Origin of the sequence: uncultured Subdoligranulum sp., assembly GCF_963931595.1 — a bacterium.
Classification (GTDB): Bacteria; Bacillota; Clostridia; order Oscillospirales; family Ruminococcaceae; genus Gemmiger.
In genome coordinates, this window is record NZ_OZ007030.1 from 303466 (window position 1) to 325115 (window position 21650).

The window sequence follows — 21650 nt, forward strand, 5'->3', positions numbered from 1 at the left end:
TCGTCCTATCTGAAAGATTCCCATACCGCAACAGGGCGCCGGGACCCGGCGCCTGTTTGCCGTGCGGAAAAGGAATCTTTGGGAAAGGACGATTTTTTCGTGAAACGCAATATCTATCTGCTTTACGCCATGACCTTTCTCCAGGGCATGGTCTTTTATGGTGCCATTTCCACCCTCTACCGGCAGGCCCAGGGGGTGTCCATCTTTGAGATCACCCTCATCGAGAGTATCTCCTTTGCGCTGAGCATCGCGCTGGAGGTGCCCTGGGGCGTGGTGGCGGACCGCATCGGTTACAAGCGCACGATGGTCTTCTGCTGCTGGGTGTATTTTCTGTCCAAGATCGTCTTCTGGCAGGCCTCGGATTTCGGCGGTTTCCTGGCCGAGCGGGTGCTGCTCAGCGTGGTCATCGCCGGGTTCTCCGGGGTGGATACCAGCATCCTCTATCTCTGCGCCGGGCCGGAAGAGAGCCAGCATGTCTTCGGAGTCTACAACAGCCTGGGCATGGCCGGGCTGCTCACCGCCTCGGCGGTCTACACCCTCTTCATCGGGGAAAACTACCGCCTGGCCGCCCTGCTCACCATGTTCAGCTACGGGGCGGCGGCGCTGCTCAGCCTGGGCCTTGTGGAGGTGCACCCCGCCCCCGAAAAGAAGGCGGAACGGGAACCCTTTGCCGCCACCCTGCGGGCAACGCTCGCCACCCCCGGCTTGCTGGCTTTCCTGCTGGCGGTGGGGCTGCTCACCGAGGTCCACCAGACCGTCACGGTCTTTCTCAACCAGCTCCAGTACGAGCGCTGCGGTATGGGCAGCACCGCCATCGGCGGGGTGTACATCGCGGCCACCCTGCTGGGGCTCTGCGGCACCTGGTCCTCCGCCGTGACCCGCCGCACCGGGGGCCGTCGGGCGGCGGTGCTCTTCAGCCTGGTCCCGGCGCTGGCCTGCGCCGTGCTGGCCCTCACCGACCGGGCGATGCTCTCGGTGGGCAGCGTGCTGCTCCTGCGGGTGTCGGACAGTCTGTTCCAGCCCTTCCAGGCCCAGCTGCAGAACCGCCAGGTGCACACCGCCAACCGCGCCACTGCATTGAGCATCCACGCCATGCTGCTGGACGCCGTGGCCATCGGCAGCAACCTGACCTTCGGCGCACTGGCCCAGTGGGATCTGCGGCTGGCCTTCGGCTACGGGGGGGCGGCAGGGCTGGTAGCCCTGGGACTGCTGACCTACTGGCGGCGCAAAACAAAACTTGTATAATCGACGCAGCAGGGACAAAAATTTGCCCCTGTTTTTTGTTGACAGAATTGGTCTATTGTGATAGACTAAAAGTGACGAAAGACTAACCATCGAAAGGGGGAAGTACCATGTCTGTACAGGAACCGCTGCGCCTGGCGGAGGGCGAATACCGTTTTGCCTGCCTGGTGTGGGACCACGAGCCGCTGCCCAGCGGCGAGCTGGTGAAGCTGGCGGCCGGGGCGCTGGGCTGGAAGAAGAGCACCACCTACACGGTGCTGAAAAAACTCTGTGAGCGGGGCGTGCTGCAGAATACGGACGGCACGGTGACCAGCCGGGTGGCCAAGCAGGCCGTCCAGTGTGCCGAGAGCGCCGCCGTGGTGGACAAGACCTTCGGGGGGAGTCTGCCCCGGTTTGTGGCGGCGTTTTTGAGCGCCAAGCCCATCAGCGACGACGAGGCGGCGGAGATCCGCGCCCTGCTGGATGCCGCCCACGACAAGGAGGGGTGACCCATGGGTGAACTGGTACTCCGCTTTTTGCTGCTCAGCCTGTGGGGCGGAGCGGCCACGCTGGGGGCGCTGGCTGTCAGCGGGGTGCTGCGCCGTCTGCACATTCCCAGCCGGCTGCTCTGCTGGCTGTGGCTGGCGGTGGGGCTGCGTTTCGCCCTGCCCTGGGGTATTCCGCTGACGCTGCCCCGGCCCCGGAATGAAAATCTGGCCCAGGCGGCCGACACAGTCCAGGCCCTGGCCGAAGGCCCCGCCCCGGTGGTGCTGCCCGCGGTGCAGGCTCCGGCGGTGACGGCAGCCGCTGCGGCCCCCTGGTATACCCGGCTGACGGTCTGGCATCTGCTGGCCGTCGTCTGGGCGGTGGGGGTGCTGGTGCTGGCGGTGCGGGCGGTGGCCGGATATCTCCGGCTGCGCCGCACGGTGGCCCTGGCCTGCAAAACCGAGGACGGCTGCTACAGCGGCAGCTGCGTGCCCGCGCCCTTCACACTGGGCATCTTTCGGCCGCGCATCTACCTGCCCGCAGCCCTCACGGGGGCGGCCCGGCAGGCGGTGGTGCTCCACGAGCGCACCCATCTGCGCCGCCACGACCCCCAGACCAAGCCGCTCTACTATGCGGTGGTCTGCCTGCACTGGTTCAACCCCCTGGCCTGGCTGGCCTTCCGCCAGCTGGAGCGGGAGATGGAATCCGCCTGTGACGAGGCGGCCGTCCGGGGCTGCGACGCTGCCGCCCGCAACGCCTACTGCGAGAGCATCCTGCAGTACGCTTTGCAGGGCCGGATGGCGCCGGGCTCCCTGGCCTTCGGGCAGGGCAGCGTAAAGGCCCGCATTGTGCATCTTCTGCACTACCGCAAAATTGGCGCAGGGGCGCTGCTGGTCTGTGCGGCGGCGGTGGGCCTCAGCGTCACCGCCTGCATGATGCAGCCCCAGGTGGAGGAGGCTACCCCCGAGACGGCGCAGCCTGCCACGACGGAAGCCACCGCCGAGACGCCGGACACCCCCGAGACGGCGGTGACCTTCACGGCCAACACGGCGGGGCTGCCCAACCTGGACGACCCCGAAAACAGCCCGCGGTTCCTCTGCCCGGTGGACTATGAGTATGTCACGGTTTACATGAATGAGGGCCACCGGGGGGATGATCTGGCGGCGGACATCGGTACGCCGGTCTATGCGGCCCAGGACGGGCTGGTGACCTATGCAGCGTACCACCAAAGCTACGGCAACTGTGTGGTTCTGGACCACGGTGCCGGGCCGGACGGCAACCTCTGGACCACCCTGTACGCCCACATGGACGATTACACGGTGGAGGCGGGGCAGACCGTCAAGGCCGGCGACCTCATCGGCCATGTGGGGACCACCGGGTATTCCACCGGTCCGCATCTGCATTTTGAGATAACTCTCAACGGCATCGTCACCCAGCCCCGGTATTTTACCGATTACCGGGCGGCGGACAGCAAACCCCTGAATGCCGAAAATGTGCAGATGCTGCGGGAGGAAGCGGAAACAAACGCTGCACTCTACGCCGCGCAGAGCAACTACGACATCCTGCAGGAGCAGCTGGACCAGCTGACGACCCGTCGGGAAGAGATGCAGACCTCCCTGGATACCCTGGACCAGTCGACCTCCGGCACCGAGGCGGAGCGGCGGCAGCAGCGGCAGGATATGGAAGATGCCATCCAGGTCATGGATGAGCAGATCCGTGTGTTGGAGGATCAGATTGGGACAGCCCTGCAGCAGGTGGAAGAGCAGACTGTCCAGAAACAGCTGAACCAGGAGCAGGCCAAGGAGTCCGCCCAGTCCGCCCAGTCCCAGCTCCAGCAGCAGATCGAAGCCGCCCAGTCCTCCGGCAGCACCACCGACCCGGCGCTGCAAGCCGGGGAGGAGGAAGCCCGCCGGAATCTGGAGCAGGCCCAGAGCCAGCTGGACAGCTATCTGGGCACGGGTTCCGCCCAGAACGGATGAGGCAGGAGCAAGTTGCTCGATACCTCAAAAATTTGACATTTTTGCCGCCCCGGTATATCCTTGTATAGGATAAGGAGTGGCAAAAAGGCAACAGACAAAACAACATACAGTCGCCCGCTGGGGGTTCTATCTGCTGGGCATGGTGCTGCTGGGCGTGGGCCTGGGCACCCTCATCTCCATGGTGGGTGTGGGCCGGGCCATCGCCGGGTTCAACTTCCTGTGCAAGCGTCCGCTGCTGCGCGTCACCGGTATGGACCGGCGGTAAAACATACACAAAAACAAACCGGGAGACACCCCCTTGCGGAGTGTCTCCCGGTTCTGGTTATACGCCCCGGCGGCGCCAGATGCATTCCACCGCATAGCGCACGGCGTCGATGTGGTGGTTGTTCACGTCGGGATACCCGGGCAGCACCTCGCCGGTGCGGGGGTCCCGCTGGTACTCGTACTCGCTGAACTCCGCCGCCGTGGCGGGGCACCGGGCCGGGTCAATGACGATGGACGCCAGCCCCTGCAACCACTTCATGCTCTCCCGCACGCTGCCGGGGCCCTTCACGGCCGCCCGGCAGGGCAGACCCGCCGCCCGGTAATCGGCGCAGGATTTGGGCTCGGCGGCATCGGCGGTGAGCAGCCCGCCGTCGTCCCCGCCCACGCCCCGCTCCACCAGCAGCCGGGCGGTGTCCCGGTTGGGGGTGCGGGTGCGGGTCAGCTCGTCAAAAACGATCAGCGTGCGCCGGGCGGCGTCGTAGGTCACGGCGTTGTAGGCCCAGGGGTCGGGGTACCAACCCCAGTCCACCCCGTGGTACAGCCGGTCAAAGGAGGCAATCTCCTCGTCGGAGACCGCCCGCAGCGAAAGGTTGTCAAACACCGCCGCGCCGCTGCCCACCACCTCGCCGCCGTACTCGTGGCGGTAGGCCTCGGGGTTGGTGTTGCGCAGATGCTCGGCATCCGCCCAGAACCGCTCCCCCAAAAACTGCCGCGGCAGGTCCCGGTAGGTGGAATGGTGCACCAGCTTGCCTGGCCGGGGTTCCAGCACATAGCGGTTGACCCAGCTGCGGGCCATGGCCGGCGGGTTGAAACTTTTCAGGGTCAGCGTCCAGTCGCCGCCCCGCAGGATGCTCTGCTCCACGCTGCGCACCTCCTCCGGCCCGTCGAACTGGTCAAGCTCTTCAAACCAACAAAGTCCCACAGCACCGAACGGTACTTTCAAACTCTTGAGCTTGCCCGCGTCGTCCAGGCCGAAGAAGAGGATCTTCTGGCCGGTGGGCAGATAGGTGCATTCCATGGGGCTGACGGTGCAGCGGAAATACCTCGTACACCCCAGCGCGCCGATGGCCCACACGATCTGGCTGTACACGCTGTTGCGCAGCGTGCCCGCCACCTTGCGCAGCACCACGGCGTGGCAGCCGGGATGGCGCAGCAGCTGGTAGACCAGCTCCAGCGAAAGATAGCTGGACTTGCCCGACCCGCGGCCGCCCTTGGCCACCACCTCCTGGACGGTGCCCCGGCGGATGGCCGTATGTACCGGCCAGAACACCGCAGGAATGACTTTTTTCAACTGTACCCGCACAGTCCTGCCTCCTTTATCCCTCGTCTACAATGACCACCCCCTCTGTGGTCTGGCCTTCGCCCAGCCCCAGGTGCTTGTAGAGCAGTTCCAGCGCCCGCAGTTTGTCGGCCACCTTGATGGCCTGGGCACCCCGCTCCCCACCGGGTTCGGCAAAGGCGATGGCCGCCAGTTCGCCCAGCACCCGTTCCGGCGTGAGCTCATCCACGCATGGCATCCCTCCTTCCGGCCAACCGGCGCCCGCGCACAGGGTACCGGCCGCAACGGGGCCCCGGTTGTCCCTTTATTTTACTACCATAGGTTGTGAAATACAATGAAGTTTTGGGAAAACCTTGCCGGACAAAATTTTTTTTACCAGGGTGTTGCACCAGCGCCCGGCAGGCGGTACACTGGATACAAAGGGGCCGTTGGCAAACGGCCCCTACCCATACCGAAAGGAGTTTCCCCATGAAGACAACGCAACCGGAACTCCGCTGGCTGACCGACCCGCGGGTGTTCGCGGTCAACCGGCTGGCGGCCCATTCCGATCATATCTGTTACCGCACGGCGCAGGAAGCTGATGCCCGCCGCACCAGCCTGCGCCAGAGCCTGGACGGCAGCTGGAAGTTCTGCTGGAGCCCCAACCCCGCCGCCCGCCCGGCGGATTTCTGGCGGGAGGACGCCGACCTGTCGGCCTTCGGCACGATCCAGGTGCCGGGGCACATCGAGCTGCAGGGCTACGGCGAACTGCAGTACACCAACACCCTCTATCCCTGGGACGGCCGGGCCGGCCTGCGCCCGCCGGAGATCGACTGGGACCATGCCCCGGTGGGCAGCTACGTGACGGAATTCACGCTGGACGAGGGGCTGCAGGGCCAGCGGGTCTGCGTCAGCTTCCAGGGCGTGGAGCAGGCTATGTACCTGTGGTGCAACGGCGTCTTTGTGGGCTATGCCGAGGACAGCTTCACCCCGTCGGAGTTTGAGCTCACCGAGTGCCTGCGGCCGGGGAGGAACCGCCTCTGCGTGGAGGTGCACAAGCGGTGCAGCGCCTCCTGGATCGAGGACCAGGACTTTTTCCGCTTCTCCGGCATCTTCCGATCGGTCTACCTCTACGCCAAGCCGAAAGTGCACCTGGAGGACCTGTGGCTGCAGACGGGGCTGGAAAAGGACAACCTCACCGGTACGCTGACGCCCCGGGTGAAGCTGGAGGGGGAGACCCAGGGCGCCGCCGTCACGCTGCGCCTCACCGACAGCGAGGGCTATGCCCTCTATGACGGCCCCGTCACGGGGGATACCATCGAACTGCAGGGCATCCAGCCCTGGAGCCACACCACCCCCACCCTCTACCACGCCCTGCTGACCGTCACCGACGGGGCGGGCACCGTGCAGGAGGTCGTGCCTTACGATATCGGCTTCCGCCGGTTCGAGATGGTGGACGGCATCATGCAGCTCAACGGGGAGCGGGTGGTCTTCAACGGGGTGAACCGCCACGAGTGGAGTGCTGAGCGGGGCCGCGCTATCGGGCCCGACGATATGGACGCCGCCATGGCGGTGTTCCGGCACAACAACATCAATGCGGTGCGCACCTGCCACTATCCCAACCAGAGCCGGTGGTACGACCTGTGCGACCGCAACGGCATCTATATGATCGACGAGACCAACCTGGAAAGCCATGGCAGCTGGCAGAAGCTGGGTGCGGTGGAACCCAGCTGGAACGTGCCGGGCAGCCTGCCGGAGTGGAAGGACTGCGTGGTGGACCGGGCCCGCAGCATGTTTGAGCGGGACAAGAACCACACGGCCATCCTGATCTGGTCCTGCGGCAACGAGAGCTACGCCGGGGAGGACATCCTGGCCATGACGGAGTTCTTCCATGAGCAGGACCCCGGGCGGCTGGTGCACTACGAGGGCGTTTTCCACAACCGCGCCTTTGATGAGATCAGCGACATGGAGAGCCGGATGTACGAAAAGCCCTGGAACATCCGGGAGTATCTGGAATCCAAGCCCGCCAAGCCTTTCATTCTCTGCGAGTACATGCACGATATGGGCAACAGCCTGGGCGGCATGGAGAGTTACATCCGCCTGGCGGAGGAGTATCCCCAGTACCAGGGCGGCTTTATCTGGGATTACATGGACCAGGCCCTCTGGCACACCGACGCCCTGGGACGGCGGGTGCTGGGCTACGGCGGCGACTTCGGCGAGCGCACCACCGACTACAACTTCAGCGGCAACGGCATCGTCTACGCCGACGGCGCCGAGAAGCCCGCCATGGAGGAGGTCCGCTACTGGTACTCTGGCGCCTCCGACCGGGCGGCCCACGATGCCCGCAACGCCGCGGCGGCCAGGGCGGCGGATGAGGCGCTGGCAGCGGCCTGGCAGGCCCGTGGCGTCAGTCCCCTCACCGTCACCGAGGGGGACGGCAACCTGGGCGTACGGGGTGAGGGCTTCGAGATCCTCTTCTCCTACACCGAGGGAGGTCCCGCCTCCCTGCGGCTGGGCGACACCGAATGGCTGTGGCGCGCCCCGCGCCCGGCGGTCTGGCGGGCTGCCACCGACAATGACCGCGGCTGCGGTTTTCCCCAGCGCAGCGGCGCCTGGCTGGCGGCGGACGCACTGTCCCGCAGCGGCAAGCCGGAAGTGGTGGTGGAATCCCCCGACGGGGTGACGGTCTCCTACCGGTTCGACCTGGTGGGGGTGCCGGGCGCCCAGGCGATTTTGACCTACACGGTGACCGGCCAGGGTGCTCTCGAGGTGGAAGCCACCTACCACGGCACGGCCCAGGCCCCCGAACTGCCCTGCTTCGGCGTGCAGTTCCAGACGGCGGCCCCGGTGGCCGCCACCCGGTGGACCGGCCTTTCGGGGGAGACCTACCCCGACCGGTACAAGGGCGCCGCCTTCGGCTGCTTTGAGGAAGTACCCCACATCGAACCCCACCTGGTGCCCCAGACCTGTGGACTGCACTGGCAGACCCGGCAGGCGGTGCTCCAGCAGCGGGACGCCCGGGGCCGCACAACCGCGTCGCTGACGCTGGAAAGCTGCGGCGAGCCCTTCGGCTTCAGCGCCCTGCCCAACACGGCGGAGGAACTGGAAGCGGCCCAGCATCCCTGCGAGCTGCCCGATACCGGCCGCACCAGCGTGACGGTGCTGGGCGCCTGCCGGGGCGTGGGCGGCATCGACAGCTGGGGCACCGACGTGGAGGACGCCTACCGGCTGGACGGCAGCAAGGACTACGCAGTCCGGTTCCGCATCCTGCTGCGCTGAAAAAAATTAAATACACAAAAGGAGCGCACCCCGCGGGGTGCGCTCCTTTTTGTATAGAGAATGGCGGTGAATCAGTCTTCTTCGGTGTGCAGGAACCAGGCGAAGCCGTAGGGGTAGAGTTCCACGTCCCGCAGGTTTTCCCGGTGGCCGCCGTACATCAGCTCGTCGTAGGGGCCCTTCTCCCCGGAGGAGACATGCAAAAATTCCGGGCTGAAGTTAAAGAAGGCGATGAGCTTGTGGCCCTTGTACCAGCGGCCCACGCCCAGCACGTGGTTGCTGCCGGTGTCGAAGGTCCACACATCGGCCCTGGCGTCAAAGGCCTGTTCCCCGGCGCGGATGGTCTCCAGCCGGCGCAGTCCCTCGAACTGCTTGCCCTGGCGGGTGGCGGGGTCGTGGCGCAGTTCGGCCAGATCCCAACGGAAATTGCCCCGGTGGAGGTAACGGCTGTCGTCCCATTTTTCGGGGTCGTCGTGGTAGGTGTAGTCGTTGAGCTGGCCGATCTCGTCGCCGCTGTACAGCACCGGGATGCCGCTCTGCACCAGCATCCAGGCGTGGAGCATCAGGTCACAGGCGATGGCCCGCTCCATCTTGAAGGGATCCTTCTCGAAGTCGGCGGCCTCCACGCCGCACAGCGAGGCGGTGGTGCCGCACAGCCGGGCGTCGCCCAGGGTGGGGTCGTCGTTGTACAGCTCACCGCGGCTGTCGCTGCCCGGCCATTTGCCGGTGAACCAGTCGTTGAGGTACTTCTTGTGGGCCACCTCGTTGGTGCCGAACCGGGCACCCAGCCAGGGGTAATCCAGGCCCCAGCCGATGTCGTCGTGGCAGCGCAGATAGTTGAGGAAGAGGAAATCCTTGGGCAGGGCGCAGACAGTGTCCATCTGGTGGCGCAGCAGCGAGATATCCGCCGTGGCCAGGGAATTCCAGGTGGTGGCCATGGTGGTGACGTTGTAGAGCATGTGGCATTCCGGCTTCTCCGGGGTGCCGAAGTAGGGCACCACTTTGGCGGGCTCCATGACCACCTCGCCCAGCAGCAGCACGCTGGGGCAGACGATCTCGCAGACCATCCGCATCATCCGCACCAGGGTATGTACCTGGGGCAGGTTGCGGCAGGAGGTGCCCAGTTCCTTCCAGATGTAGGGCACCGCGTCCAGCCGGATGACATCAATGCCACGGTTGGTCAGGTAGAGCAGGTTTTCCGTCATGTCGTTGAACACCACGGGGTTGGCGTAGTTCAGGTCCCACTGGTAGGGGTAGAAGTTGGTCATCACCACCTGCTGGCAGTCCTCCAGCCAGGTGAAGCTGCCCGGCGCCGTGGTGGGGAATACCTGGGGCACCGTCTTCTCGAACTCGTTGGGAATGTCCCAGTTGTCATAGAAGAAGTAGCGGTCCCGGTAGCCCGGCACACCGGCCCGGGCCTTTTTGGCCCACTCGTGGTCCTCGCTGGTGTGGTTCATCACAAAGTCCAGGCAGAGGCTCATACCCTTCTCCCGGCAGGCGTCGGCCAGGTGCTCCAGGTCCTCCATGGTGCCCAGCTCCGGCTCCACCGTGCGGAAATCCGCCACGGCGTAGCCGCCGTCGCTGCGGCCCTTGGGGCTTTGCAGCAGCGGCATCAGGTGCAGGTAGTTGACCCCGCACTCCTGGATGTAGGGCAGCTTCTCCTCCACACCCTTCAGGGTGCCGGCAAAAGCACCCGTGTACATCATCATGCCCAGCAGATCCCGGCGGCGGTACCAGTCGGGATTGGCCTCCCGGGCGGCGTCCTGGGCCCGCAGGGCCGGTTTGCGGTCCGCCCAGGCCCGGCGCAGCATCTCCACGCAGTAGTCAAAGGCCTGCATGTCGCCGTGGTACAGCTCACAGTACAGCCATTTCAGCTCGTCGTAGTGGCGGGCCAGACGGCGCTCGAAGTCGGCGTTGTCCCGGGTGGCGGCAGCCGGCGCGGCCTTCAGGGCCTCCTTCTTGGGGGCGGCTTTCAGCTTCTCCGGCTGGGGCGCGGCTTTCAGGGCCTCTTTTTTGGGGGCTGCCTTGAGTTTTTCCTGCTTGGGAGCGGCCTTCAGCTTCTCCGGCTGGGGCGCGGCCTTCAGGGCTTCCTTCTTGGGGGCGGCCTTCAGCTTTTCCGGCTGGGGAGCGGCCTTCAGGGCTTCCTGCTTGGGAGCAGCCTTCAGCTTTTCCGGCTGGGGCGCAGCTTTCAGGGCCTCTTTTTTGGGGGCCGCTTTCAGGGCGGGCTGGGTTTCGGTTTTGGCAGGCTCCGTCCGGGCCGGGGCGTGCTTTTTCTTCCGGTTGGATTTCATACAGGATGCCTCCTTCAATCACACACGTACCAGATGAAGCTGCACACTGGGGAAGTCTCCCGCCAGCTGGGGCAGGGTATATCCGGCATACATCAGGGTGCTGCCGCTGTAGACAGCGCCCAGCAAACGGTCGGTGACGGCGTCGCTGCGCTCCGGCGTGGCGGTGGTGCCGTAGAGATGCAGGCTTTCCACCCGGTAGAGAGCGTCCTCCTCCAGACCCCGCAGGCAGATGTGCAGCGGGCGGGCGTTGGCCTCCGGGTGGGTCAGTACCAGGCTGACCAGGGATTCCTTATGGGTGACGGTCTGCCAGGCGGTGTAGCGCGGTTCCCGGGCAGGGTCGCTCAGGCGGTAGTACCGGCCGTTCTGCACCACGTCGTACAGCTTTTTGAAGGTCTCGATCTGCTGGCGGACCTGCTGGCATTCCTCGTCGCTGAGTTTGCCCAGGTCCAGCTCATAGCCGAAGGTGCCGCTCATGGCCACCACGGCGCGGGTCCACAGCGGGGTGGTGCGGCCGGTCTGGTGGTTGGGGCAGGCCGACACATGGGCGCCCATGGCCGACACCGGATACCCGAAGGAGGTGCCGTGCTGGATGGTCAGCCGCTCGATGGCGTCGGTGTCGTCGCTGCACCAGATCTGGGGGAAGTAGGCCAGCATGCCGGCGTCAAAGCGGCCGCCGCCGCCGGCGCAGCCCTCGAAGAGCACGTCGGGGAAGGCGGTGGTCAGCCGGTCCAGCAGCCGGTAGACGCCCAGCATGTAGCGGTGGGCCACCTCGCCCTGGCGTTCGGGGGGCAGGGCCCGGCTGTAAACGTCCGACATGTTGCGGTTCATGTCCCACTTGATATATTCGATGTGGTGGTTGCGCAAAAGGTCGCTGAGCACATCGGTGAGGTAGTCCACCACCTCGTCCCGGCCGAAGTCCAGCACCAGCTGGTCGCGGCCCATGGCGGGGTCGCGGCCGGGCAGCGTCAGGGCCCAGTCGTGGTGGGCGCGGTAGAGGTCGGAATCCTCGCTGATCATCTCGGGTTCGATCCACAGGCCGAACTTCATGCCCAGGGCGTTGACCCGCTCAATCAGCGGGTCCAGACCGCCGGGCAGCTTCTTCTCGTTGACGTACCAGTCGCCCAGGCCGCTGTTGTCGTCGTCCCGCTTGCCGAACCAGCCGTCGTCCAGCACCATCATCTCCACGCCCAGGCTGGCGGCCTTCTCGGCGATCTGGCAGATGGTGTCGGTGGTGAACTGGAAGTAGGTGGCCTCCCAGTTGTTGATGAGCACCGGGCGGCGGGTATAGCGGAAGGGGCTGCGGCAGATGTTGCGGCGGATAAACTGCTGATAGTGCTGGGACAGGGCGGTCAGGCCGTCGGGGGCGCAGGCCAGCAGCACCTCGGGGGTGGTGAAGGCGGCGCCGGGGTCCAGCTTCCAGCTGAACCGCTCGTCGTGGATGCCCGAGACAATGCGGGTGGAACCGTTCTGGTCCACCTCGATGTCGGTGCGGTGGCTGCCGGAATAGACCAGCATGACGCCGTAGCACAGCCCGGCGGTCTCGGTGGCGCCCCGGTCACAGAGGATGACAAAGGGGTTGTGGTGGTGGCTGGAGGCGCCGCGGGTGGAGGAAACGGTCTGGATGGCGTTGGCCAGCGGGGTGCGCTGCATCTGGCGTTCCATGGCGTGACGGCCGTGGAAGTGGATCAGGTCCCACTGGCCGAAGGGCAGGTCCAGGCAGAGGGAGGCAGCCTTTTCCAGCCGCAGCGTGTGGGTGCCGTTGTTGCGCAGCCGCGCCGCCCGGGTGATGATATCCTGGTCGGCGAAGACGCCGTAGTAGAGGTCCAGTTCCAGCCCGGTGACAAAATCCCGCATCGTGATGACCAGCGTTTCGGCGTCGCCGTCCTCCTCGTGGGCGCAGGGCAGGCCCTCCAGGGCATACTTGCCGCTCTCGATGCGGTGGGACACATAGACAAAGTCGGCACCGGCGGCACCGGTCTCATCCCGGACCACCACACAGGACAGCCGGAAATCTCCCACATTGCAGCCGGTGTACTCCTGGGGGAGCACATCGGGGGAGACGCCGCGCTGCCGGCGGCAGGCGTAGTAATCGGGGGAAAAGCCGTGGTCGGCGGGGGGATACAAGGCGGAAAGATCGCCCCGGCCGATGCGGCGGCCGTAGTACAGGTGCAGAAGATGCCCCCGCTCGTCCACCTGCATGTGGTAGCTGGTGCGGGCGGTTTCCAGCGTGAAGACGCCTGTGTCGGTATGGTATTGAATGCCCATAAAAGGACCTCCTGAAAAATTATATAGTACAGTGTCGGAGCAGGACGGTGGAAAACTCCGGACACACTGTTTTCCCAATAAGCAGCAGGCGGGCGGACCGGAACTGCCGGTCGTCCGCCTGCTGCTGGAATGCCTGGATTCAGGCTGTATGATGCGATGGTACGGCTTATTTGCCGCCGGTCATCGCGATGCCCTGGATGAACTGTTTCTGGAACAGCAGATACAGGATGACCATGGGGATCATGGCCAGCAGGCTGCCGGCCATCAGGACCGGGAAGTTGGTGGTGTACTGGCCGTTCAGGGTGGACAGGCCGGCGGAAAGGGTCATCATGTTCAGGTCGGTGTTGCAGATCAGCGGCCACATCAGGTCGGAGTAGGCGAACACCGCGGTGAAGATGGCCAGGGCGGCGCAGCTGGAACCGGTGAGGGGGAACATGACCTTGGTGAAGGTCTGCCACTTGTTGCAGCCGTCCAGATAGGCGGCCTCGGCGATTTCATTGGGGATGCCCAGGTAGGTCTGCCGCAAAAAGAAGGTGCCGAAGGCGGAGACCAGGCCGGGGAAGACCAGCGCGAAGATGGTGTTGGTCAGGCCCATGCGGGCGAGCATCAGGTACTGGGGGGTGATGAAGATCTGGCTGGGCAGCATCATCTGGATCAGCACGATGCTGAACAGCAGGTTCTTGCAGGGGAACTGCAGTTTGGCGAAGGCATAGCCGGCCATGGAGCTGAACAGCACGGCGCAGACCACCCGGAAGACGATGAGCAGACCGGTGTTGACGTAGAGGTTCAGGAAGGGAAGGCTCGCCAGGGCGGTGACGAAGTTGTCGAAGTTCCACTGGGCGGGCAGGATCTGGGGCGGAATGGCCATCGACTCGGCCTGGGTCTTGAAGCTGGTCAGGAGCATCCACACGAAGGGGAAGATCATGAGGATGCTGCCCAGCACCAGAACCACATAGGTCAGCGTGGTGGTCAGCCGCTTGCTGCTTTTCATACTGGTATTCATACTTTACACCTCGTAATTGACCCACTTTTTCTGGCCCCAGAACTGGATGAGGGTGACCACACCGATCAGCAGAACGGTCCAGACGACGATGGCGGACGCATAGCCCTTGTCGCCGGCGATGAAGCTCTGGCGGTAGAACAGGGACATCAGGCTCTGTGCGTCGTTGAGGGCGGGGTTGGCGTCGTCCACCATCATGTAGATCAGGTCGAAGACCTTCAGGGAGGACATCAGACGCATGATCATGACCACGAACAGGGTGGGCGAGACCATCGGCAGCGTGATGGAGAAGAACTGCTTGACCTTGGACGCGCCGTCCAGGTCGGCAGCCTCGTACAGCGTAGCCGACACATTCTGCAGGCCAGCCAGGAGCAGCACGGCGTCATAGCCGATGTTGGACCAGATCTGGACCACAGCGCAGGTGAAAAGTACGAAGCGGGAGTCGGTCAGCCAACCGACATTGGCGCCCAGTACCGAATTAATAATACCATATTGTGTGTTAAAAATCCACTTCCAGACCATGGCAACGGCGGCGGGGGCCACGACCATGGGCAGGAAGAAGATGGCGCGGAAGGTGGTGCGGCCGCGGATCTTGCTGTTGAGCAGCACGGCCACGATGAGCGCCAGGAAGATACCCACCGGCACCGTCAGGATGCAGAACAGGATGGTGTTCCAGGTAGCCTTCCAGAACTCGGCGTTCTGGAACATCTCCACGTAGTTGTCGATGCCCTCAAACTCGAACATGCCGAAGGGCAGCGACTTGGAAAAGCTCATGTAGATGGCCTGGACAAAGGGCCAGATATTCAGTACCAGCAATCCGATGATGGTGGGCGCCACCATGATGAGGCCCCACTTGGCACCGTCGCGGGCAAGCTTGGACGTATTTTGCATTACGCATCCTCCTCCGGGTAGTATTCGGCGCTGGCCTCATCCACGATCTCCTGCATGGTCTGCAGACCGGTGTCGATGTCCAGCTGGCCGGTGTAGATCTTCAGCAGCGTGTCGCTGACCGGGGTCTTCCACTCGGGGCGGGCGGCGTTGTTGACGCTCTGGACGCAGTAGTCGAACATGTCGATGAAGGACTGCACGTCGATGGGGTATTCGTCAAAGACGCCCACCCAGGTTTCCTCCAGGCCTTCGTAGGCGGGGATGGCGGCGCCGCTCTCGCCCTGGATGCGCTGGCCTTCCTCGCTGCCGAAGAACTTCAGCACGTCCTTGACGATGTCCAGGTGCTTGTTGGTGGCGCTGGTGGCGTAGCTCAGGCCGTTGGAGATGGTGGCCCGGCCGTCGCCGTTCATGGGATTGGGGCACTTGGGCAGCACGGCCACATCCCACTTGCCCACCATCTCGGGGTAGTTCTGCAGCTCGCTGAGGATGTTCCAGTCGCCCTCAAAGAACATGGCGCCCTTCTCGGAGAAGAAGGCCGTGCCGGGAGCCGTCTCGGCGAAGTAGTTCTGGTCGGGGCACCAGTCGTTCTTCTGCAGGTTGATGTAGAACTCCATGCCCATCTTGGTGGCGGGGTCGGTGAAGTTGGCCCGGGTCTTGTCCTCGGTCAGGATGCTGCCGCCCGCCTGGTACACGAAGTTCCAGTAGCCCAGCTGGTCGTCGCCGTAGGCCATGTAGCCGTACTTGCCGGTGGCGTCGTAGATCTTCTGGGAGGCCTCGCACAGGTCATCCCAGGTCCAGCTCTCGTCGGGGTAGGCCACGCCCGCGGCGTCAAACATCTCCTTGTTGTACACCAGGCCCACGGTGTCCTTGTCCTTCGGCACGGCATAGAGCTTGCCGTCCGAACCGCTGGCGTTGGCCAGCGAAATGTCGGAAAAATGCTCGGTTTCCACAATGTCGGAGCAGTCCGCCAGCTTGCCGTAGTCGGCATACTTCAGGATCTCGTTGGTGTGCATCCAGAAGATGTCCGGCATCTGGTTGGAGATGGCGGCCGCCTCCAGCTTGGTCCAGTACTCGTCCCAGCTGGTGACCTGCACTTCGATGTGCACGTTGGGGTGCTGCGCCGTGTAGGCATCGCACATGGCCTGCATACCGTCGCGCTGCGCCACGTCCCAGATCTGGAATGTCAGGTTCACCGTGCCGTCGGCACTGTCCGATCCGCAGGCGGTCAGTCCGGTGGCTAATCCGGCAGTCAGGCAGGTGGCCATCAACCCGGCAACCAGCTTCCGTTTGATGTTCATAAGATGTTTTCCTCCTGTTGTTGGTTTGCAGTGGTTCGCTGCCGCCCGGCCGGTCCGGCAGTGGGAGAACGGGGTTTTCGCCAATTTGATGAAATTTCGTGGGAAAATTTGTACAATGTGCACTATGCACAAAATCTTTCCTGAATTAGCAACTTTATTATACAATTTGCGCATCTTTCCGAGAATATCATGCTGCCACTTTTTATATCTCAATTTGTAGGATTTCTATGATTTTTATTGAAGTATAGACGCATTATGGTATATAATAATAAAAAACAGCAGGGGAGGCCGTTGTATGGTCCGTCAGAAGGATGTAAAGACCGAAAACAAGCTCAAATTTCATGTGTTCCAGGACGAACGGTTTGTGGATCTGACCATCTACCAGTACGGGTGGGAGCGCACCGAGCCGCTGCATGCCTACGGCCCCCACAAGCGGAATCACTACCTGTTCCACTATGTGATCGCGGGGCGGGGAACGCTGTATGCCAACGACCAGGCCTACCCCATCGAGGCGGGGCACGGCTTCCTGATCGTGCCGGACCAGACCACCACCTACATGGCGGATGAGAAAGACCCCTGGGAGTATACCTGGATCGAGATCGACGGCCTGCGGGTGAGTGAAAGCCTGAGCCTGGCGGGGCTGAGCCAGGCCCGGCCGGTCTACACGCCCCAGAACCGGGAGGCGGGCCGGGCGCTGCAGGACCAGATGCTCTACATCGTCAACCATCCCGAGGACAGTCCCGTGCGGCAGATCGGGGAGTGCTTTTTGTTCCTCGACCAGCTGGTGCAGTCCTCGGCGGCCAGGCGGGCGCCCAGCCAGCGCCGTCTGCGGGACTTTTACATGAAGGAGGCGCTCTCCTTCATTGAACAGAATTACCAGCGGGATATCTCCATCGAGGACATCGCCGCCTTCTGCGGGCTGAACCGCAGCTATTTCGGCAAGGTGTTCCGGGATTCCATGGGGGAGAGCCCCCAGGCCTTCCTGCTGCACTACCGGATGGCCCGGGCGGCCCAGATGCTCAAGGAGACCGCCCTGCCCATCGGCACCATCAGCGCCATGGTGGGCTACGCCAACCAGCTGCACTTTTCCCGGGCGTTCAAGGCGGTGTACGGCATGGCGCCCCGCAGCTACCGCCAGACCCATTTTATTCGGGAACCCGGCCCGGCGGAGAAAATCGGCATTTGACAGCGCCGCCCATTTCGTTTATGCTGATGGCAGGAGGAAAACGGCCATGGAATTTTCGGAATACTTTCCCGTATGGGATAAACTGACCCCCGACCAGCAGCGGATGCTGGCGGATAACGCCGCGCTGCGCACCGTACCCAAGGGCACGGTGGTGCACAACGGTTCGGCGGACTGCATCGGTTTTTTGCTGGTGCGCACCGGCCAGCTGCGGGTGTACATCCTGTCCGACGAGGGACGGGAGGTGACGCTTTACCGGCAGTTTCCCCGGGATCTCTGTGTGATGTCGGCTTCCTGCATGCTGCGGGGGCTGCAGTACGATGTGACGGTGGAGGCCGAGAAGGACACGGAATTCTGGCAGATTCCGGCCCGGGCCTACAAGGAACTGATGGAGGCGTCGGCGCCGGTGGCCAACTACACCAACGAGGTGATGGCCTCCCACTTTTCCGATGTGATGTGGCTCATCGAGCAGATCCTGTGGAAAAGTTTTGACAAGCGGCTGGCGGCCTTCCTGCTGGAGGAGAGCGCCCTGGAGGACAGCCCCACCCTGAAGACCACCCACGAGACCATCGGCCACCATCTGGGTTCCCCCCGGGAGGTGGTGACCCGGATGCTGCGGTATTTCCAGGACGAGGGCCTGGTGAAGCTGTCCCGGGGCAGCGTGACCCTGGTGGACACCGCCCGGCTGCAGGCGCTGGCGGGGGACTGAACCAAAAAAACCGCCGACGGAACAATCCGTCGGCGGTTTTGGTATTGGGGTTATCGTTCCACCGGGCCGTGGTAGCTGATGATGCCGCCAATGTTGGTGACCCGGGTGTAGCCGCTGCCCTGCAGCAGGCGGGCGGCCTGACCCGACCGGGCGCCGCTGCGGCAGTAGAGGAAAAGGGGCGTGTCCCTGGCGGGGGCCACGGCGTCGATGCCGTCCAGCGCCTGGAGGGGCAGGTTCCGGGCGCCGGGAATGTGGCCCTCGGCGTACTCGGCGGGGGTGCGCACATCCAGCAGCAGGGCGCCGGGGGTCTGGCGGCACTGCTCCACACCGCCGTCCATGTCCGGCCCGCGCAGGAAGTCCAGGAATCCCATGGTTCAGCCCTCCTGGACCAGCGCCAGGATCTGGTTCTTGGGCCGCGCGCCCACGGTGCGCTGGGTGACCTGGCCGTTCTTCACCACCATCAGGGTGGGGATGCTCATGACCTGGAACTGGCTGGCCAGCTCGGGCTGCTCATCCACGTTAATCTTGCCCACCTTGATCTCGGGATGCTCGGCGGCGATCTCATCCACCAGAGGGCTCACCATGCGGCAGGGGCCGCACCAGCTGGCCCAGAAGTCCACCAGCACCGGGCGATCGGAGTTCAGCACTTCGTTGACGAAATTTTCTTTGGTAATATGCAGCACAGACATTGTTTTGTCCTCCTTTGGTGTCTTGTTTGTTTTGTTGTGGCTATAGTATACCCCGTCCGGCCCGGCTTTTCTGTGATGAGGTCACCAAAGGCGCCGCCCCTTGACGGAAAAGCCTTTCCCGTACTATAATAGTTCAGTCAGCATTGCCCGGGTGTGGCGAAGCTTGGTATCGCGCCTGGTTTGGGACCAGGAGATTTCGCAGGTTCGAATCCTGTCACCCGGACTGGTACAAGTCGCATGGCCGCCGTTTTGGGGGCTGTGCGGCTTTTCTTTTTTGGAAAAAGTCGGATTTTGGTACAACTCCGATACAAAGGGGTGTCATACTGAAGGCAAGAACCTATCGGAGAAGGAGGAACTGCCCCATGAAACGATCCCTGCTCACCCTGCTGGCCCTGGCTTTCTGCCTGTCCGCCTGCGCCCCGGCGGCTTCCGCCCCGCAGAGCGAAGCGCCCGCTGCCGTCACCACTGAAACAGCCCCGGCGGAGGAATCCGGCCAGACGGCTGCAGCCGCCTGCGCCGGAAACATCCGGGGCAACGGCGATCTGCAGCAGGACGGCGCGCTGCGCTACAGCATCGGCTACACCGACCCTTCGGAGGGGGAACAGAAGTTCCGGGTGCTGGTGCTGGACTGTGACACCGGTAAGCAGACCAGTCTGTACACGCTGGAGGAACCGGCCCAGACGGTGAGCAAACCCTTTGTGGTGAACGGTACGGTCTACGTCTTTACCGACAAGACGATGTATCAGATCCCCGCGGCGGGGGGCGAAGCCCGGAAAGTGGATCTTTCGGCGTTCTTCTACCCCACCAGCATGGACGACACCGCCGGATACAGCTTTTCCTATGATGATTCGGTGAACAATTTCCGATGCACCCGTCTGGACCTGCAGACCGGGGAACTCAGCCAGGTGAATCTGCCGGCCCAGACCCAGGAGATCTGGGCGTTGAATGAGCCGCGGATCTTCCTCTGCCGCCTGGTCACCGAGGTCCCGCTGCCCAGCGTGGAGGAGGAGGAGATCTATGCCGCCGCCATGCAGAATGCCATCTGCGAATACGGCTGGTATGACCTGGCGACCGGGGATTTCCAGAAGGTGGCGGAAGAACCCTACTACGGCGCCGAGCAGTCCGACGGTACCAAGCGCCGGCGGGAGTTCAAGGGCCTGGCCGGGGGGCGGCTCTATTTTGTCTGGCGGATGGTGGATGAAGAGAGCGTGACCCGGAGTGCCGGCATTGAATCCTGCGCCCTGGACGGCACCGACTGGCAGTCCGCGACCGATCTGCCCGCGGGCAGCGATGCGGTGTGGACGCTGGAACAGAACGACGCCCTGCGCTGGATCGTGGGCGGAAGCAGCAACCTGTGGGTGTATGATGTGGCGGACGGCCAGACCTATACCGACTGCGCGGTCAGCCAGACGGACGGCTGGGTCTATGCGTTGACCGGTAACGACCGGGTGCTGCTCAGCCTGGACCCCGATCTGTACGGCGATCAATACCCCGGCGGCTATGCCATGGAGGATATGGACGATTTCCTGGCCGGCCGTACCGACTGGATGCCGCTGGAACTCTGCGGGGAGCAGATCGGGGCGGGAACGATCTGAGAAAGGAACGGCGTATGAAAAAGAAAATTTCTTTTCCGGTACTGCTTTCCCTGGCTTTCTGTCTGTCCGCCTGCACCCCGGCGGCCTCCGCCCCGCAGGGCGAAGCGCCCGCCCGGGCCACCGCCGAGGCGGCCACGGCCCAGGCCACGGCGGAGACTGCCCTGGTGCAGGGGACCCTCTGCAACATCGAGGACTGCGAAAACACCGGCAAAGCCCTCTATCAGTGGCAGGTGGAAGCCCAGGCGGATGGCACCACGCTGGGCAACCTGGTGGAGCTGGACTATGCCACGGCTCAGCAGCGCCGGGTGCTGGACACCGGGATGCCCTCCTACCGGCTGGGCAGCTGCTTTGCCCGGGGGAATACCATCTATTACACCACCTTTGAGGAGGATGGCCGCACGCTGCACAGTATTGACCGGGCGAGCGGCACCGAAAAAACCATGCCGGTGGTGGACGGCTATGGCGTGGGATTTATAGATGACCGGGCCCTCTACCTGTTTGTGCAGCGGTCATGGGGCTATGCGTCCATGCAGCGGGTGGACCTGAAGACCGGCACGGCCCAGACCATTCCGATGCCGGCCCAGACCATCCGGGTCTGCGACGGGGCGGAGGGACGTTTTCTCATCACCCGGCTGATCGGCGAGGTATCGCTGTCCTCCCTGCAGGACGAGGAACAGCGGGCCGCGGCGCTGCAGACCGCTACGGCGGAATACGCCTGGTGGGACCCCGACGACGGCTCGGTGGAGCCGCTTTTTCAGGAACCCTATACCGGCGAACTGGCGCAGAGCGGCTGGCCCCGGGAACGGGTCTACCTGGGCAAGGCGGACGGAATGTTCTATTTTTACCGGGCGGAGTGGACCGAAACCACCCAGGAGAACTGCCGGGTGGAGCGCTGCGCCCCGGACGGCAGCGGCGCCGAGACGGTGCTGACCATGGAGGACGGCCAGGGCCTGCCCGGCGTATTGCGGTCAGAAGGGGAGATCCGCTGGCTGGTCCAGGGCAGCGGCAACGGGGTGGTGGTCTACCAGCCCGCCGACGGCAGCACCCGGCATGTGGAGAACCCCTCGGGCGGGGACACACCCTGGCCCCTGGCGCTGACCGACGACGGCCGGCTGCTGCTGTACAACTTCTACGCCGCCCACCCGGAGGATTCCATCTACTGTCTGGTGCGGCAGGAGGACTACCTGGCGAGTAATTTCACCGGCACCAACGTGGCCCCGGTGACGGAAGAAACAGAGGAGGCGTAAA

General features: G+C 64.0%; 18 protein-coding genes and 1 tRNA gene. 10 read left to right on the top strand and 9 right to left on the bottom strand.

Annotated features, from left to right (window positions below):
- Positions 1 to 99: 99 nt before the first annotated feature.
- From ABGT73_RS01510 to ABGT73_RS01525, 4 genes are all read left to right on the top strand, one after another.
- Positions 100 to 1245, top strand: a complete 1146-nt coding sequence (locus ABGT73_RS01510; protein ID WP_346668087.1) for an MFS transporter — start codon at positions 100 to 102, stop codon at positions 1243 to 1245.
- A 107-nt stretch (positions 1246 to 1352) separates the two neighbouring features.
- Complete coding sequence (locus ABGT73_RS01515) at positions 1353 to 1730, top strand: BlaI/MecI/CopY family transcriptional regulator (RefSeq protein ID WP_346668088.1); 378 nt, start codon at positions 1353 to 1355, stop codon at positions 1728 to 1730.
- 3 nt (positions 1731 to 1733) lie between these two features.
- Positions 1734 to 3686 (top strand): M56 family metallopeptidase, encoded by a 1953-nt coding sequence (locus tag ABGT73_RS01520; RefSeq protein WP_346668089.1) that lies wholly within the window; start codon positions 1734 to 1736, stop codon positions 3684 to 3686.
- A 76-nt stretch (positions 3687 to 3762) separates the two neighbouring features.
- On the top strand, positions 3763 to 3951 hold the full coding sequence (locus ABGT73_RS01525) for a hypothetical protein (protein WP_346668090.1): 189 nt from the start codon (positions 3763 to 3765) through the stop codon (positions 3949 to 3951).
- Positions 3952 to 4008: 57 nt separating this feature from the next.
- On the opposite strand, the gene ABGT73_RS01530 is transcribed toward ABGT73_RS01525, so the two are convergent.
- Together ABGT73_RS01530 and ABGT73_RS01535 are read right to left on the bottom strand one after the other, a co-directional pair.
- Entirely contained in the window at positions 4009 to 5253 is a 1245-nt protein-coding gene (locus ABGT73_RS01530) for a PBSX family phage terminase large subunit (protein WP_346668091.1), read from the bottom strand.
- A 13-nt stretch (positions 5254 to 5266) separates the two neighbouring features.
- Positions 5267 to 5458: a hypothetical protein gene (locus tag ABGT73_RS01535; RefSeq protein ID WP_346668092.1), complete on the bottom strand. Its 192-nt coding sequence runs from the start codon at positions 5456 to 5458 to the stop codon at positions 5267 to 5269.
- Between the two features lie 239 nt (positions 5459 to 5697).
- Here ABGT73_RS01535 and ABGT73_RS01540 point away from each other — a divergent pair, with 239 nt between their 5' ends.
- Positions 5698 to 8487, top strand: coding sequence for a glycoside hydrolase family 2 TIM barrel-domain containing protein (locus tag ABGT73_RS01540; protein WP_346668093.1), 2790 nt, complete (start codon positions 5698 to 5700; stop codon positions 8485 to 8487).
- Positions 8488 to 8558: 71 nt separating this feature from the next.
- Here the strand turns inward: ABGT73_RS01540 and ABGT73_RS01545 are convergent, their stop codons facing one another.
- From ABGT73_RS01545 to ABGT73_RS01565, 5 genes are all read right to left on the bottom strand, one after another.
- On the bottom strand, positions 8559 to 10775 hold the full coding sequence (locus ABGT73_RS01545; protein WP_346668094.1) for an alpha-amylase family glycosyl hydrolase: 2217 nt from the start codon (positions 10773 to 10775) through the stop codon (positions 8559 to 8561).
- Between the two features lie 18 nt (positions 10776 to 10793).
- On the bottom strand, positions 10794 to 13040 hold the full coding sequence (locus ABGT73_RS01550) for an alpha-galactosidase (RefSeq protein WP_346668095.1): 2247 nt from the start codon (positions 13038 to 13040) through the stop codon (positions 10794 to 10796).
- Positions 13041 to 13206: 166 nt separating this feature from the next.
- Positions 13207 to 14043, bottom strand: a complete 837-nt coding sequence (locus tag ABGT73_RS01555) for a carbohydrate ABC transporter permease (RefSeq protein ID WP_346668096.1) — start codon at positions 14041 to 14043, stop codon at positions 13207 to 13209.
- Positions 14044 to 14046: 3 nt separating this feature from the next.
- Positions 14047 to 14931: a sugar ABC transporter permease gene (locus ABGT73_RS01560; protein WP_346668097.1), complete on the bottom strand. Its 885-nt coding sequence runs from the start codon at positions 14929 to 14931 to the stop codon at positions 14047 to 14049.
- Positions 14931 to 16226 (bottom strand): sugar ABC transporter substrate-binding protein, encoded by a 1296-nt coding sequence (locus ABGT73_RS01565; RefSeq protein ID WP_346668098.1) that lies wholly within the window; start codon positions 16224 to 16226, stop codon positions 14931 to 14933. The genes ABGT73_RS01560 and ABGT73_RS01565 overlap by 1 nt, the downstream gene beginning before the upstream one ends.
- A 295-nt stretch (positions 16227 to 16521) precedes the next feature.
- Here ABGT73_RS01565 and ABGT73_RS01570 point away from each other — a divergent pair, with 295 nt between their 5' ends.
- On the top strand, positions 16522 to 17412 hold the full coding sequence (locus tag ABGT73_RS01570; protein WP_346668099.1) for an AraC family transcriptional regulator: 891 nt from the start codon (positions 16522 to 16524) through the stop codon (positions 17410 to 17412).
- Positions 17413 to 17458: 46 nt separating this feature from the next.
- Positions 17459 to 18118 carry a Crp/Fnr family transcriptional regulator gene (locus tag ABGT73_RS01575; protein ID WP_346668100.1) on the top strand — a complete coding sequence of 220 codons (660 nt, stop codon included), beginning with the start codon at positions 17459 to 17461 and terminating at the stop codon, positions 18116 to 18118.
- Positions 18119 to 18168: 50 nt separating this feature from the next.
- Here ABGT73_RS01575 and ABGT73_RS01580 read toward each other — a convergent pair whose 3' ends face one another.
- Positions 18169 to 18489 (bottom strand): rhodanese-like domain-containing protein, encoded by a 321-nt coding sequence (locus tag ABGT73_RS01580; RefSeq protein ID WP_346668101.1) that lies wholly within the window; start codon positions 18487 to 18489, stop codon positions 18169 to 18171.
- 3 nt (positions 18490 to 18492) lie between these two features.
- On the bottom strand, positions 18493 to 18807 hold the full coding sequence (gene trxA, locus ABGT73_RS01585) for a thioredoxin (RefSeq protein WP_346668102.1): 315 nt from the start codon (positions 18805 to 18807) through the stop codon (positions 18493 to 18495).
- 147 nt (positions 18808 to 18954) lie between these two features.
- Here trxA and ABGT73_RS01590 point away from each other — a divergent pair.
- The 3 genes from ABGT73_RS01590 to ABGT73_RS01600 all read left to right on the top strand — a co-directional run bounded on the left by ABGT73_RS01590 (position 18955) and on the right by ABGT73_RS01600 (position 21649).
- Positions 18955 to 19030 (top strand) — tRNA-Pro (locus tag ABGT73_RS01590).
- 139 nt (positions 19031 to 19169) lie between these two features.
- Complete coding sequence (locus ABGT73_RS01595) at positions 19170 to 20402, top strand: hypothetical protein (protein WP_346668103.1); 1233 nt, start codon at positions 19170 to 19172, stop codon at positions 20400 to 20402.
- Between the two features lie 14 nt (positions 20403 to 20416).
- Positions 20417 to 21649, top strand: a complete 1233-nt coding sequence (locus tag ABGT73_RS01600) for a hypothetical protein (RefSeq protein ID WP_346668104.1) — start codon at positions 20417 to 20419, stop codon at positions 21647 to 21649.
- Position 21650 lies beyond the last annotated feature (1 nt).

Bases quoted from the DNA above. Each gene is read 5' to 3' on its own strand.
- ABGT73_RS01515 (WP_346668088.1), top strand. From the start codon at position 1,353: ATGTCTGTACAGGAACCGCTGCGCCTGGCGGAGGGCGAATACCGTTTT.
- ABGT73_RS01520 (WP_346668089.1), top strand. From the start codon at position 1,734: ATGGGTGAACTGGTACTCCGCTTTTTGCTGCTCAGCCTGTGGGGCGGA.
- ABGT73_RS01540 (WP_346668093.1), top strand. From the start codon at position 5,698: ATGAAGACAACGCAACCGGAACTCCGCTGGCTGACCGACCCGCGGGTG.
- ABGT73_RS01545 (WP_346668094.1), bottom strand. From the start codon at position 10,775: ATGAAATCCAACCGGAAGAAAAAGCACGCCCCGGCCCGGACGGAGCCT.
- ABGT73_RS01550 (WP_346668095.1), bottom strand. From the start codon at position 13,040: ATGGGCATTCAATACCATACCGACACAGGCGTCTTCACGCTGGAAACC.
- ABGT73_RS01555 (WP_346668096.1), bottom strand. From the start codon at position 14,043: ATGAATACCAGTATGAAAAGCAGCAAGCGGCTGACCACCACGCTGACC.
- ABGT73_RS01560 (WP_346668097.1), bottom strand. From the start codon at position 14,931: ATGCAAAATACGTCCAAGCTTGCCCGCGACGGTGCCAAGTGGGGCCTC.
- ABGT73_RS01565 (WP_346668098.1), bottom strand. From the start codon at position 16,226: ATGAACATCAAACGGAAGCTGGTTGCCGGGTTGATGGCCACCTGCCTG.
- ABGT73_RS01570 (WP_346668099.1), top strand. From the start codon at position 16,522: ATGGTCCGTCAGAAGGATGTAAAGACCGAAAACAAGCTCAAATTTCAT.
- ABGT73_RS01575 (WP_346668100.1), top strand. From the start codon at position 17,459: ATGGAATTTTCGGAATACTTTCCCGTATGGGATAAACTGACCCCCGAC.
- ABGT73_RS01580 (WP_346668101.1), bottom strand. From the start codon at position 18,489: ATGGGATTCCTGGACTTCCTGCGCGGGCCGGACATGGACGGCGGTGTG.
- trxA (WP_346668102.1), bottom strand. From the start codon at position 18,807: ATGTCTGTGCTGCATATTACCAAAGAAAATTTCGTCAACGAAGTGCTG.
- ABGT73_RS01595 (WP_346668103.1), top strand. From the start codon at position 19,170: ATGAAACGATCCCTGCTCACCCTGCTGGCCCTGGCTTTCTGCCTGTCC.
- ABGT73_RS01600 (WP_346668104.1), top strand. From the start codon at position 20,417: ATGAAAAAGAAAATTTCTTTTCCGGTACTGCTTTCCCTGGCTTTCTGT.